The sequence below is a fragment of the Actinomadura viridis genome (assembly GCF_015751755.1).
GTDB lineage: Bacteria > Actinomycetota > Actinomycetes > Streptosporangiales > Streptosporangiaceae > Spirillospora > Spirillospora viridis.
Genome location: NZ_JADOUA010000001.1, coordinates 4502976 through 4516217 on the forward strand (window position 1 = coordinate 4502976; position 13242 = coordinate 4516217).

The window sequence follows — 13242 nt, forward strand, 5'->3', positions numbered from 1 at the left end:
GCCGCGGACGCACACCGCGCGCGCACCGGAGGAGCGATGAGCGAGACAGAACGGGCCGAGGCCGCCCTCATGGAGCAGGTCGACGTCCATCCCGACGTCCACCGGGCCACCGAGGCCGACGAGGAACAGATCCTGCGCGACCTGTACGGGGAGCCGGACTCCGACGGCGTCTACCGCGGGGAGGCGTCCTGATGGGCACCGCCGCGCAGATGCTCGCCGAGGCCCGCAGATCTCTGGGCATGGCGGGCCGGCCCAACACCATCACCCGCGACTACGCCTCCCGGCACGGCGACGACTTCCTGCGCGCGCCCTGGTGCGACATGGCCGTCACCTACTGGGCGCGGCGGTCCGGCAACGCCGCCGCGGTGCTGCCCGGCGGCGACCGCGCCTACACCGTGTGGCACGCGCAGGACTTCCAGAAGATCGGCCGCTGGCACACCGGCACGACCGCCAACGTCGACCGGGCCAGGCCGGGCGACATCGTGTTCTTCGACTGGGGCAGCTCCAACTCCGTCGGCGCCATCGACCACGTCGGCGTGGTGGAGAAGGTCCTGGGCGGCGGGCGGCTGCAGACGATCGAGGGCAACACCGGCGACGCGTGCAAGCGGCGCGTACGGTCGTCCTCGGCGATCGCCGGGTACGGGCGTCCCGACTACAGCGGATCGGGCGACGGCGGGGCCGCGCCCCACTGGACGGAGATCATGGTGAACAAGCTTCCCACCCTGCGCAGCGGAGCCACCGGCGAGCACGTGGAGACCCTGCAGGGCCTGTTGCAGGCGCGCAGCCAGACCGCGGTGAAGATGGACGGTGCGTTCGGGCCCGCGACCGAGATCGCGGTCCGGGCGGTGCAGCGCTGGGGCGGGGTCGCCGACGACGGCGTCGTCGGTCCCGCCACCTGGCCGGTGCTCCTGCGCGTCCACAAGTAGGACCGCCGGCGCGCCCTCCGTCCAGGCGCGAGATGAGCGAGGCGGGGTGGTCGCCCATGCCCCGCCCCTCTCACCTCATCCCTTCACGCAGATCAGCTGCCGGAGGTGCGCGACCACCTCGACCAGGTCGGACTGGGCCTCGATCACCGTCTCCAGGTCCTTGTAGGCGCCCGGGATCTCGTCGAGCACCCCGCCGTCCTTGCGGCACTCCACGCCCCGGGTCTGCTCGGCGAGGTCCTCCAGGGTGAACGCCTTCCGGGCCTTGTTGCGGCTCATCTTGCGGCCCGCCCCGTGGGAGGCGGAGTTGAAGGCGCTCTCGTTGCCCAGCCCGCGGACGATGTAGGTGCCGGTCGCCATCGAGCCCGGGATGATGCCCAGGTCACCGGCGCCGGCCCGGATCGCGCCCTTGCGGGTGACCAGCAGCTCGGTCCCGTCGTAGACCTCCTCGGCCACGTAGTTGTGGTGGCAGGAGATCAGCTCGTCCCACTTGCAGCGCTTGGCCCCGAAGTACCTGGTCAGCACGTTCTGCGCCAGCGCGAGCATGACGGCGCGGTTGCGGCGCGCGTACTCCTGCGCCCAGAACAGGTCCCGGCGGTAGTCCTCCATCTGGTCGGTGCCGGCCAGGAACACCGCCAGGTCCTTGTCGGGAAGGTCCTGGTTGTGGGGAAGCTTGCGGGCCGCCTCGACGTGGTGCTCGGCCAGTTCCTTGCCGATGTTGCGCGAGCCGGAGTGCAGCACGACCCAGATCGCGCCCTCGTCGTCGGCGCACACCTCGATGAAGTGGTTGCCCCCGCCGAGGGTGCCCAGCTGGCCGCGGGCCCGGCCGAACCGGCCGCGCACCGCCGGGTGCAGGTCGTCGAACGCCTTCCAGAACGCGTACCAGCCGCGTTCCTTGAGGCCGGGCAGCGCCGAGGGGTCCACCGGTTCCTTGTGCGCGTGCCGGCCGACCGGGATCGCCTTCTCCAGCCGGGACCGCAGCAGGCCCAGGTCGTCGGGCATGTCCTCGGCCGTGAGGGTCGACCTCACCGCGGTCATCCCGCATCCGATGTCGACCCCGACCGCGGCCGGGGAGACCGCGTCGCGCATGGCGATCACCGAGCCGACGGTGGCGCCCTTGCCGTAGTGGACGTCGGGCATCACGGCGAGGCCCTCGATCCACGGCAGGGCGGACACGTTGCGCAGCTGCTCCAGCGCGACGTCCTCCACGGTGGCCGGGTCGGTCCACATCCGGATCGGAACACGGCCGCCCTCGAGAGTCCGGTACGGCACCAGACCGCTCCTCTCCGTCATCATCCGTCGTCGGAAGTCCTGATCAACGTGATCTATGACGCCAGAGCCGGGCGGCCGGATCAATTCATTTTCCGGGCGCGGGCGCGTCCGGGCCGTCCCCTTCGCCGAGAACGCGCCGGTCACCGGCGCGGCGGGTCAGGCCCCGCCGGTCGAGATGTTCCAGAAGCGCGACCGTGGTCCGGCGGTCGGCGCCCAGGGCGCGGCTCGCCGTCCCCACGGTGAACGGCTGGGGCAGGCCGCTGAGGACGCGCAGGGCCTCGTCCCCGGCCCCGGGCGGGAGGACGAGCCCGCCGGCGAGGTACAGCAGCGCCCCCGCACGGCCGGCGGCCGCCAGCTCCCCGGGCGTGAGGCCCGACTCGGCCATCCGCTCGGCGGAAGGGGTCTCGAAGGGGCCGAGCCCGGCGAGGACTCTCCGTACGGCGGCGGACGTGTCCGGGGCCAGGGCCGGGGGCGGGCCGTACACCCGTCCCTCCCTGAGGTGGAGCGGCTCGCGGACCAGGGCCGCGACCAGGCGGCGGCTGGGCAGGCCCAGGCGGAGCCGGGCCGACTCCAGGGACAGCCCGGGCGCGAGCGGGTGGGCGGCGGCGTGCCGGTCGAGTTCCGCGGCCAGGCGCCGGTGCAGGTCCTCCCAGTGGTCGGGGTCGGCGAGCCATTCGTCGCCGGGGCGGCCGTCCCCGCGGCCGTCCGGGAACTCGATCGACAGCGCGGCGGGCGGCGCGGCGCAGCCCATGACCGTGAGCTCGGAGCGGCGCAGGACGCCGTAGCGGCGCAGCACCAGCCCGCCGTCGGGACGGTCGGGCCAGGAGGCCAGCTCGCGGGCGCGGGCGGCCCCGGCGCCGCGCCGCACGAGGGTGGGCGGGCGCACGTCCAGGACGCTCACCCCGGCGACCGCCCGCCGCGCCGGGTCGCGCAGCAGCGCCGAGTCGCCGACGTGCAGGGGCAGGCGGCTGTTGAGGGTCAGCCGCGCCGTGTCGGGCCCCAGGGGGCGCAGCCGGACGGCGACGGCCGCCGAGCCGATGTGCAGGATCATCTGGCGGGCCAGCCGTCCGGAGGCCTCACCGAACCGGGTCCGCACGTCCACCGACCCGGTCGGGGTCCACCGCCCGGGGCTGACCAGGGCCATGCCCCGGGCGAGCCGGTCGCTCCGGACGCCGCCCAGGTGCAGCTCGACGCGGGCGACGCCGCGCACCCGGGCGGCAGGCTCCCCGGCCGCGGATCCGACGTGGCGGACGCGGACCCGTTCGCCCGCGGGCATGAGGATCAGCTCGTCCTCGGCCTCCACGGTGCCGGCGGTCAGGGTGCCGGTGACGACGGCGGCGCCGGCTCCGGCGCGGGCCCGGTCGACCCACAGCCGTACGGGCGCGGTCTCGTCGGGGACCGGGAGGCGCGCGGCGAGCCGGTCGAGGGCGGCGGTGAGCTGGTCCAGGCCGGCGCCGGTGGCGGCGCTGACGGTCACCGCCTCGCTGCCGCGCAGCGCCGTCTTGGCGACGCGCTCGCGGGCCTGGCGCAGGGCGATGGTGGGGTCGGCCAGGTCGGAGCGGGTCACCGCGAGGACGCCGTGCCGGACGCCGAGCGCGTCGACGGCCGCCAGGTGCTCCTCGGTCTGCGGCATCCAGCCCTGGTCGGCGGCGACGGCCAGCAGCACCGCGGGGACCGGCCCGACCCCGGCGAGCATGGTGCCCATGAACCGCTCGTGCCCGGGGACGTCCACGAAGGCCAGCCGCTCGCCGGAGGGCAGGGTGGTCGAGGCGAACTCCAGGTCGAGGGCGGGGCCGCCGGAGGGCTCCCCGTCCGGCGGGCCGGGCTCGCCGCCGGTGATCGCGCGGACGAGACTGGACTTGCCGTGGTCCACGTGCCCGGCGGTGGCGACGACCTGCATCAGTTTCCTTCCCGGGCGGCGGCCGGGGCGGGCAGGGCGCGTGCCGCGGGTCTCGGGTCCGCCTGGACGGCATCGGCACGGGGCGCAACTCGGCGGTGGTCCACGCCCAACAACCCTAGGGACGGCGGGGCCCGCCGCGAAGGGCAATCACGCCCGCGCTGTGAGATCTGCGTCTCTCATGAGTGACCTTCCCTCCGGGAAGGCATCACCCGGCCCGTTAGTTACTTAACTTAATTAAGTACAATTCTCCAGTTCCAGGATCATCCGCGCAAACTCCCCACCCCCCGGCCCAGGAGGTCATGTGTCCGGCGCTCTCACGACGGCGCCCGTACGGCTCGCGCGACGGCCGGGCGAGCCCCCGCACACCACGCTCGTCCTGGCGGCCCTGGCCACCGCCGGCATGGTGGTCTCGGTGCAGCAGTCCCTGGTCATCCCGCTGCTGCCCCGGCTGATGGAGCTGTTCCACACCTCGGTCACCGCCGTGACCTGGGTGTTCACCGCCTCCCTGCTGGCCGGCGCGGTCGGCACGCCGCTGCTGTCGCGGTTCGGCGACATGTACGGCAAGAAGAAGATGATCCTGCTGGCGATCGGGATGCTGGTGGCGGGCTCGGTGGTGTGCGCGCTGTCCAGCTCGCTGTCGGTGCTGGTCGCGGGCCGGGCGATGCAGGGCGTCTCGGTCGCGCTCATCCCGCTCGCCATCGGGACGATCAGGGACGCCTTCCCGGCGGAGCGGGTGACCACCGCCATCGGCATCGTCAGCGCCACCATGGGCGTCGGCGGCGCGGCGGGCATGATCGTGACCGGTGTCATCGCCGGCCACACCACCAGCCACCGGCCGGTCTTCTGGATCACCGCGGCGCTGGCGGCACTGGGGATGGTGTTCATCGCGGTGTTCGCCCCCGACGTCGGCCGGCGCGCCGGCGGGCGCCCCGACATCCCCGGCGCGCTGGTGCTGGCGGGCTTCCTGGTCTGCCTGCTCCTGGCGATCAGCCAGGGCAACCGGTGGGGCTGGACGTCGGCCGGCGTGCTGGGCCTCTTCGGCGCCGCCGCCGCGCTGTGCGCGATCTGGGTGCTCGTCGAGCTGCGGGTGCGCGAGCCCCTGGTCCGGCTGGGCCTGCTGGTGGGCTCGCGGTCGCTGTCGGCCAACCTCGCCTCGATGCTGCTCGGCTTCTCGATGTTCGCCGCGTTCACCCTCATCGCCGGGTTCGTCCAGGCACCCCGGGAACGGCTGGGGTACGGGCTGAGCGGCTCGGTGCTGGACGTGGGCCTCTACACGCTGCCGAGCACCGTGACCATGCTGGCGTGCTCGGTGCTGGCCGGGCGGATGGCGGCGCGCATCGGCCCTGCGTTCACGCTGGCGGCCGGATCGGCCTTCGTCACGCTCAGCTACGTGTGGCTGGCGCTGTCCAACTCCCGCGTGTTCGACATGCTGGCCTTCAACGCCATCCAGGGCGTCGGGTTCGGCATCGCCTACGCCGCCCTGGGCACCCTCGCCGTGCAGCACGTCCCGATGGACCAGAGCGGCATCGCCAGCGGCATCAACTCCCTGGTCCGCACCACCGGCGGCAGCATCGCCGGCGCCGCGACCGCCGCCGTGCTGGCCGGTCACACCCTCACCGCCACCGGCGCGCCCACGCTGGGCGCCTACGTGTCGTGCTTCTGGATCGTGGCCGGGGGCGCCGCGCTGGCCACGGCCGTCGCCGCGGCGCACGGCCTGCGGCACCGCTGATCCGGCGCGGGGCCTTGACGAACGGCGGCTCCGCCATGCCCTATAGGGGTACGCCCCGAATGGGGAATTATGGAGGACGACATGGGCGCCTACGCAGCCGCGTACGAACGCAGCATCGCCGACCCGACCCGCTTCTGGGGGCTCGCCGCGCGGGACGTCCGCTGGCTGGTGCCACCGGACCGGGTTCTGGACGACGGCGCGCCGCCGTTCTACCGGTGGTTCACCGGCGGTGAGCTGAACACCTGCGAGAACGCCCTGGACCGGCACGTGGAGGAGGGGCGCGGCGACCAGGCCGCGCTCATCTACGACAGCCCGGTCACCGAGACCGTGCGCACCTACTCCTACCGGGAGCTGACCGACCTGACGGCGCGGTTCGCCGGGGCCCTGCGGGCACTCGGGGTGGAGCGCGGCGACCGCGTGGTCATCTACCTGCCGATGATCCCGGAGGCGGTCGTCGCCATGCTGGCGTGCGCGCGGCTGGGCGCGGTGCACTCGGTCGTCTTCGGCGGCTTCGCGGCCAAGGAGCTGGCGGTACGGATCGACGACGCCCGGCCCAAGGTCGTGGTCTCGGCCTCCTGCGGCATCGAGGGCGCGCGGATCGTCCCGTACAAGCCGCTGCTCGACCAGGCCCTGGAGCTGGCCTCGCACAAGGTCGAGCGGTGCGTGGTCCGGCAGCGCCCGCAGCTGCACGCCGACCTGGTCAGGCCGCGCGACATCGACTGGGACGAGGCCGTGGCCGGCGCCTCCCCCGCCGGGCCCGTCCCGGTGGCGTCGACCGACCCCCTCTACATCCTCTACACCTCCGGGACCACCGGCCGCCCCAAGGGCGTCGTGCGCGACAACGGCGGGCACGCGGTCGCGCTGCGCTGGTCCATGGAGAACGTCTACGGCGTCGGGCCCGGCGAGGTCTTCTGGGCCGCCTCGGACGTCGGCTGGGTCGTCGGCCACTCCTACATCGTGTACGCGCCGCTGCTCACCGGCTGCACGACCGTGCTGTACGAGGGCAAGCCGATCGGCACGCCCGACGCGGGAGCGTTCTGGCGGGTGGCGGCGCAGCACCGGGTCAAGGCGCTGTTCGCCGCGCCCACCGCCATCCGCGCGATCAAGAAGGAGGATCCGGAGGGGGCGCTGGCGGCCGCCTACGACCTGTCAGCGCTGGAGACCCTGTTCATGGCGGGCGAGCGGCTCGACCCCGAGACCTACCGGTGGGCGTCCCGGGTGCTGGAGCGCCCGGTCATCGACCACTGGTGGCAGACCGAGACCGGCTGGGCCATCGCGGCCAACCCGCGCGGCCTGGAGCCGCTGCCGGTCAAGCCCGGCTCGCCGACGGTGCCGGTCCCCGGGTACGACGTGCGGATCCTCTCCCCCGACGGCACCCCGGCCCCGGCCGGCGCCGACGGCGACATCGTGGTGCGGCTGCCGCTCCCGCCGGGCACCCTGTCCACGCTCTGGCAGGACGACGAGCGTTTCGTGGAGTCGTACCTGACCCGCCATCCGGGGCACTACCTCACCGGCGACGGCGGCCACCTCGACGAGGACGGCTACCTGTGGGTGATGGGCCGCACCGACGACGTGATCAACGTGGCCGGGCACCGGCTGTCCACCGGCACGATGGAGGAGGTCATCGCGGCGCATCCGGCGGTGGCCGAGTGCGCCGTCATCGGCGTGCAGGATCCGCTCAAGGGCCAGGTCCCGCGCGGGTTCGTCGTGCTCAAGAGCGGCGTGGACGCCGACCCGGAGACGCTGCGGGCGGAGCTGGTGCGGATGGTGCGCGAGCAGATCGGCCCCGTGGCGGCGCTCAAGGAGATCTCGGTGGTGGCGGGGCTGCCCAAGACCCGTTCCGGCAAGATCCTCCGCGGCGCGATGCGGGGGATCGCCGACGGCCGGGAGGTCCCGGTGCCGTCGACGATCGAGGACCCGGCCGTGCTGGAGGACCTGCGGCCGATCCTGCGGACGCGGGACGAACCGTAGGCGCGGGACGAACCGTAGGCGCGGGACGGGCTAGCGCACCACGAGGGTGCGGCGCCCGCGCGGCACCAGCTCGCCGACGACCGGGGCGCCGGGGATCTCCCCGGCCACCAGCAGCCCTCCCGAGGTCTGCGCGTCGGCCAGCAGCAGCCGTTCCTCCTCGGCGATGCGCCCGAAGTCGCTGTGCGGCGCCACCCAGGCCAGGTTGCGCCGGGTGCCGCCGGGGACGAAACCGTCGCGGACCGCGCGCCGCGCGCCGTCCAGGTAGGGCACCGCGGCGGCGTCGACGACCGCCGTGACGCCGCTGGCCCGCGCCACCTTGTAGAGGTGGCCCAGCAGGCCGTACCCGGTCACGTCGGTGGCGCACCGGATGCCGCGTTCCAGGGCCTGCCGGGACGCCGCCGCGTTCAGCTCGGCCATCGTCGCGACCGCCTCGCCGAACACCGCTCCGGTGGCCTTGTGCCAGGCGTTCAGCACGCCGAGGCCGAGCGGCTTGGTCAGCGACAGCGGCGTCCCGGGGCGGCCGGTGTCCAGGCGCAGCAGCCGGTCGGGGTCGGCGACGCCGGTGACGGCCAGGCCGTACTTGGGCTCGGGGTCGTCCATGCTGTGCCCGCCCCCGATCGGGCAGCCCGCGGCGCGGGCCACGTCCAGGCCGCCGCGCAGCACCTCCGCGGCCAGCTCGGCGGGCAGCGCGTCGCGCGGCCAGCCCAGCAGGTTGAGGGCCAGGACGGGCTCGCCGCCGATCGCGTAGACGTCCGAGAGGGCGTTGGCGGCGGCGATCCGCCCCCAGTCGTAGGGGTCGTCCACGACCGGCGGGAAGAAGTCGGCGGTCGAGACGATCGCGCGGCCGTCCCTGACGCGCAGCACCGCGGCGTCGTCGCCGTCCTCCACGCCGAGCAGCAGCGGCCCGGCGTCGCCGGAGGCCCCGCCCAGCCCGGCCACGATCCGTTCCAGTTCACCGGGCGGGAGCTTGCCGGCGCAGCCGCCGCCGTGGGCGTACTGGGTCAGGCGCACACCGGCGGGCAAAGTGGGCACGGAGGTCACCTTCGGAAATCTATCCCAGGGGCACCCCAAACGATCAAGGAACCGAGGGTGCGCGTGCCGTCACCCAACGGTCACACCTTTCGCGACACGGGCGGCGTTTCCGGCCGGATGAGGTCCTCGCCACAACGGAATCGGGACTTGCCGCAACACATCCCGGCATGGTGCGATATCGATCTGCAAGTGTGCACTTACACGGTCGAGGGATGAGGGCGCGTATGGACCAGACGGAGATCCGGCGGCGGCGTGCGGAACTGGAGCGGGAGCTCGCGGGCCGGACCATCGTCACCGAGCTGGCCGGCACCGCGGAACGGCACGGCGGACGGCCCGCCTACTCCGACGGCGTGGGCGGCGAACGGCGCACCCTGACCTGGGGCGAGCTCCGGCGGCGCGCGCTGGAGACTGCGGCCGGGTTCGCCGCGATCGGCCTCGAGCCCGGCGAGGTCGTGGCGCTCATGATGCCCAACCGCTCCGAGCACGTCCTGGCCGACCTGGGGGTGGTGCACGCGGGCGGGATCCCCACCACGGTGTACGCGACGCTCGCGGCCGAGCAGATCGCGTTCGTCGCGGGCGACTGCGAGGCCCGGTACGCGGTGCTGGACGGCCGCGACCAGCTCGATCGCTGGCTGCCCGCGCTGGACCGGCTGCCCGGGCTGCGCAAGGTCATCGTGCTCGACCCCGGCGCCCGCCCGGACGGGGACCGCTTCCTCGGCTGGGACGAGCTCACCGCGCTCGGCCGCGAGCGGCTGGCCGACGAGGCCGCCGCCGCCGAGATCGACCGGCGCGGGCGGGCCCTCGACCCGCACGACACCGTGACGCTGCTCTACACCTCGGGCACCACCGGCGACCCCAAGGGCGTCCGGATCACCCATTCCATGGTGCTGCACGAGGCGGCGCTGGTGCAGCGCACCTCGGTGCTCCCCGACCACCCCGAGGGCGTCTCCTACCTGCCCTTCGCCCACATCGCCGACCGGGTGCTCAGCTACTACCTGCCGATCCGGCTGGCCTCGCACATCCACTTCTGCCCGGACCCCGCCCGGCTCACCGCCGTGCTGGCCGAGGTGCGCCCGCACTCCTTCTTCGGGGTGCCGCGGGTCTGGGAGAAGATCATGGCGGGCATCCAGGCGGTGCTGGCCGGCGAGCAGGACCAGGCCAGGAAGGCCGCCGTGGCCCAGGCCCTGGACACCGGCCGCCGGTACGTGGCGAGCCAGGAGTACGGCAACACCACCCCGCCCGAACTGGCCGCCGAGTTCGAGAAGGCCGACGCCGCCGTGCTGACGCCGATGCGCGCGCTGCTCGGGCTGGACCGGGTCCGGCAGGCCTCCAGCGCCGCCGCGCCGCTTCCCGAGGAGGTCGCGCGGTTCTTCGCCGGGCTGGGCCTGAAGATCTTCGACGCGTACGGGATGACCGAGACCACCGGCGCGATCACCGCCAACCTCGCCGACTCCTTCAAGCTCGGCACCGTCGGCCGCCCGTTCCCCGGTGTGGAGCTGCGGCTGGACGACGACGGCGAGATCCTGGTGCGCGGCGCCACCTGCACGCCCGGCTACCTCGGCCGGCCCGAGGCGACCGCCGCCCTGATCGACGCGGACGGCTGGGTGCGCACCGGCGACGTCGGCGTGCTCGACGCGGACGGGTTCCTGCGGGTGGTGGACCGCAAGAAGGAGCTGATCATCACCGCCGGCGGCGAGAACATCGCGCCCTCGCTCATCGAGAACCACCTCAAGGAGCACCCGCTGATCGGGCAGGCGCTGGCCTACGGGGACCGCCGCCCCTACGTGGTCGCGCTGATCACCCTGGACGGCGAGGTGGCCCCGGTGTGGGCGGCGGCGCGCGGGATCGACGTGGACGAGGGCGGGCTGGCCGGGCTGGCCGGGCACCCGCTCGTCCTGGAGGAGGTGGGCAAGGCGGTCGAGGACGCCAACGCGCGCCTGGCCCGCGTCCAGCAGGTCAAGAAGTGGCGGCTGCTCCCGGCGGAGTGGACCGCCGAGAGCGAGGAGCTCACCCCCACCCTCAAGCTGAGGCGGCGGATCGTGCACACCAAGTACAACGAGGCCATCGACGGCCTCTACGGGGGCTGAGCCGCGCCCCCGGCCGCCGCCGGGCCCGTCTCCGCTCGGGCCCGGCCGCCGCCCCCCGCCTCCCGTCCTCGCGCGTAGGCTGGTCGGCATGAGACGCCGCAAGCTGGCGTACGCGATCATGATGGGGACGTGCCTGGCGCTGTTCATCCTGGCCTGGGCGGTGGTGCGGCGGTTCTCGCCGCCGGCGGCGATCGGGATGTCGGTCGTCGCGATGATCATCCCGCCGTTCGCCGTCGTGGTCGCCAACTGGAACGTCGACCGGCACGACTGACCGCCCGGACGCGCCCCTCCCGGTCCGGCGCAAGGAGCGCCGCCGGGAGGTACGGTCACGGTATGGGGCGCATCACCGTACGCAGGCCCGTCCTCCGGCTGAGCACCGACGGCGTGCGCGGGCGCCGGCCCGACACCCTCGCCGTCGAGGAGCCGCTGGAGATCCGGGTCGCCGGCCGGCCGCTGACCATCACCATGCGCACCCCCGGTGACGACTTCGACCTGGTCGCCGGGTTCCTGGCCGCCGAGGGCATCATCACCGGCGCCGCCGACCTGCTCGCCATGCGCTACTGCGCCGACACCACCGAGCAGAACACCCTGGACGTCGCCCTGGCCGAGGGGGTGGAGCCGCCCGGCGAGCTGATGACGCGGGCGTTCACCACCACCAGCGCCTGCGGGGTGTGCGGCAAGGCCAGCATCGAGGCGCTGCGCGTGGGGCGGCCCTACGACATCGCCGCCGACGGGCTGCGGCTCACCCCCGCGACACTCGCCGCCCTGCCGGACCGGCTGCGCGAGGCGCAGCGGGTGTTCGACCGCACCGGCGGCCTGCACGCGGCCGGGCTGTTCGACGGGAACGGCGAGCTGCTGGTCCTCCGGGAGGACGTCGGGCGCCACAACGCGGTCGACAAGGTCGTGGGATGGGCCCTGGGCAAGGGGCTGCTGCCCCTGTCCGGCCGGATCCTGATGGTCAGCGGGCGCGCCTCGTTCGAGCTGACCCAGAAGGCCATGCAGGCCGGGATCCCGCTGCTGGCGGCGGTGTCGGCGCCCTCGTCGCTGGCGGTGGAACTGGCCGAGGACGCCGGGATGACGCTGGTCGGCTTCCTTCGCGGGCAGACCATGAACGTCTACACCGGGGCGCACCGGATCGACGTCGCACCCTGACCTCGCGGCCGCCCGGCCACTCACCGGACTCTAAAGAACCCGCCGGTAACTTATCGTCCGGCGCTCAAGCAAATCCCCTTCCACGGGAGTTCACTGCTTCCTCACAGCTCCGCCACGCGGGCGGCGGCGAGCGTGCCGCCGCCCCCCACGCGAACGTGAGGAGAGGGAATGAGCAGGCCGGCGGCACGGGACGGGACGCGGACCGCGATCGACGAGCGCCATCCTCCGATCAAGGCGCGCCGGGTCGCGTTCGACTGGAGCGCGACCCCGCTGCACTGGGTCCCCGGCGACCCGGTGGCCACCCACATCATCAACAGCTTCCACATCGTCCTTCCCGAGGGCGAGAAGTGGTTCGTCCAGTGCGTCAAGGACGCCCGCCCCCACATCAGGGACGAGCGTCTGCTGGAGGAGATCAAGGGGTTCATCGGCCAGGAGATGGTGCACGCCCGCTCCCACCAGGGCGTCCTGGAGCGGCTCCTGCAGGCCAACGGGCTGGACGTCACCAGGATCACCGAGCCGGCCGCGCGGGGCAACGACGCGCGGCCCGCCCGGATGGCGGCGCTGAAGGAGCGCTCGCCACGCCGCTGGCGGCGCCGGCTGCGGTTCGAGCTGGCGGCCGTGGCCGCCATCGAGCACTACACGGCGGTGCTCGGCCAATGGATCATGGACAACGACCGGCTCGACCGGGCCGGGGCGGACCCGGTCATGCTCGACCTGCTGCGCTGGCACGGCGCCGAGGAGGTCGAGCACCGCTCGGTGGTCTTCGACGTCTACCGGGCCATGGGCGGCCGGTACCCCACCCGCGTCCTGGCGTGGGCGGTGTCGCTGTCCTTCCTCTGCTGGGCGATGATCGGCGGCGCGCTGTACCTGCTCCGGCAGGACCCCGCGGTCCAGGGCGGGACGGGCTTCCCGCGCGTCCTGCGCGCCTACCGCCGGTCCGTCCGCGCCGGGCACGTCCCCGGCATCCTCACGCTGCTCCTCAGGGAGGCCCCGGTCTACCTCCGCCCCTCCCACCACCCGTCCAAGGTCTGCTCCACGCCCCGGGCCCTGGAGTACCTGACGCGCTCCCCCGCCGCGCGGGCCGCGGGCTACAGCCCGTACTGACGGGCCGCGCCGGACGGCCATCGCGTGGTGAGGGTCACCCCGGGCACGGCTTGACCGGGGCCGGTCCAGCCG

The 13242-nt window shown here is 74.0% G+C and carries 11 protein-coding genes; 8 read left to right on the forward strand and 3 right to left on the reverse strand.

The window, feature by feature from the left end; all coding sequences use genetic code 11:
• Positions 1–36 precede the first annotated feature (36 nt).
• Together IW256_RS20860 and IW256_RS20865 are read left to right on the forward strand one after the other, a co-directional pair.
• Entirely contained in the window at positions 37–192 is a 156-nt protein-coding gene (locus IW256_RS20860; protein ID WP_197012590.1) for a hypothetical protein, read from the forward strand.
• A complete protein-coding gene (locus IW256_RS20865) occupies positions 192–926 on the forward strand; it encodes a peptidoglycan-binding protein (protein WP_197012591.1) in 735 nt (244 codons plus the stop codon). The genes IW256_RS20860 and IW256_RS20865 overlap by 1 nt, the downstream gene beginning before the upstream one ends.
• A gap of 75 nt (positions 927–1001) precedes the next feature.
• Here IW256_RS20865 and IW256_RS20870 read toward each other — a convergent pair whose 3' ends face one another.
• Positions 1002–2216 carry an RtcB family protein gene (locus IW256_RS20870; protein WP_231403864.1) on the reverse strand — a complete coding sequence of 405 codons (1215 nt, stop codon included), beginning with the start codon at positions 2214–2216 and terminating at the stop codon, positions 1002–1004.
• A gap of 64 nt (positions 2217–2280) precedes the next feature.
• Positions 2281–4095, reverse strand: a complete 1815-nt coding sequence (locus IW256_RS20875) for a SelB domain-containing protein (protein ID WP_197012593.1) — start codon at positions 4093–4095, stop codon at positions 2281–2283.
• A gap of 301 nt (positions 4096–4396) precedes the next feature.
• Here IW256_RS20875 and IW256_RS20880 point away from each other — a divergent pair, with 301 nt between their 5' ends.
• Both IW256_RS20880 and IW256_RS20885 read left to right on the forward strand, forming a co-directional pair.
• Positions 4397–5824 (forward strand): MFS transporter, encoded by a 1428-nt coding sequence (locus IW256_RS20880; protein ID WP_307828978.1) that lies wholly within the window; start codon positions 4397–4399, stop codon positions 5822–5824.
• Positions 5825–5905: 81 nt separating this feature from the next.
• Positions 5906–7795, forward strand: a complete 1890-nt coding sequence (locus tag IW256_RS20885; RefSeq protein ID WP_197012594.1) for a propionyl-CoA synthetase — start codon at positions 5906–5908, stop codon at positions 7793–7795.
• Positions 7796–7825: 30 nt separating this feature from the next.
• Here IW256_RS20885 and selD read toward each other — a convergent pair whose 3' ends face one another.
• Positions 7826–8818, reverse strand: coding sequence for a selenide, water dikinase SelD (gene selD, locus IW256_RS20890; protein ID WP_231404998.1), 993 nt, complete (start codon positions 8816–8818; stop codon positions 7826–7828).
• Positions 8819–9051: 233 nt separating this feature from the next.
• Here selD and IW256_RS20895 point away from each other — a divergent pair, with 233 nt between their 5' ends.
• From IW256_RS20895 to IW256_RS20910, 4 genes are all read left to right on the forward strand, one after another.
• Entirely contained in the window at positions 9052–10914 is a 1863-nt protein-coding gene (locus tag IW256_RS20895) for an AMP-dependent synthetase/ligase (protein ID WP_197012596.1), read from the forward strand.
• A gap of 88 nt (positions 10915–11002) precedes the next feature.
• Complete coding sequence (locus tag IW256_RS20900; protein WP_197012597.1) at positions 11003–11185, forward strand: DUF3099 domain-containing protein; 183 nt, start codon at positions 11003–11005, stop codon at positions 11183–11185.
• A gap of 62 nt (positions 11186–11247) precedes the next feature.
• Positions 11248–12066, forward strand: coding sequence for a formate dehydrogenase accessory sulfurtransferase FdhD (gene fdhD, locus IW256_RS20905; protein ID WP_197012598.1), 819 nt, complete (start codon positions 11248–11250; stop codon positions 12064–12066).
• 168 nt (positions 12067–12234) lie between these two features.
• Positions 12235–13170: a metal-dependent hydrolase gene (locus IW256_RS20910; RefSeq protein WP_197012599.1), complete on the forward strand. Its 936-nt coding sequence runs from the start codon at positions 12235–12237 to the stop codon at positions 13168–13170.
• The last annotated feature ends 72 nt before the right edge of the window (positions 13171–13242 follow it).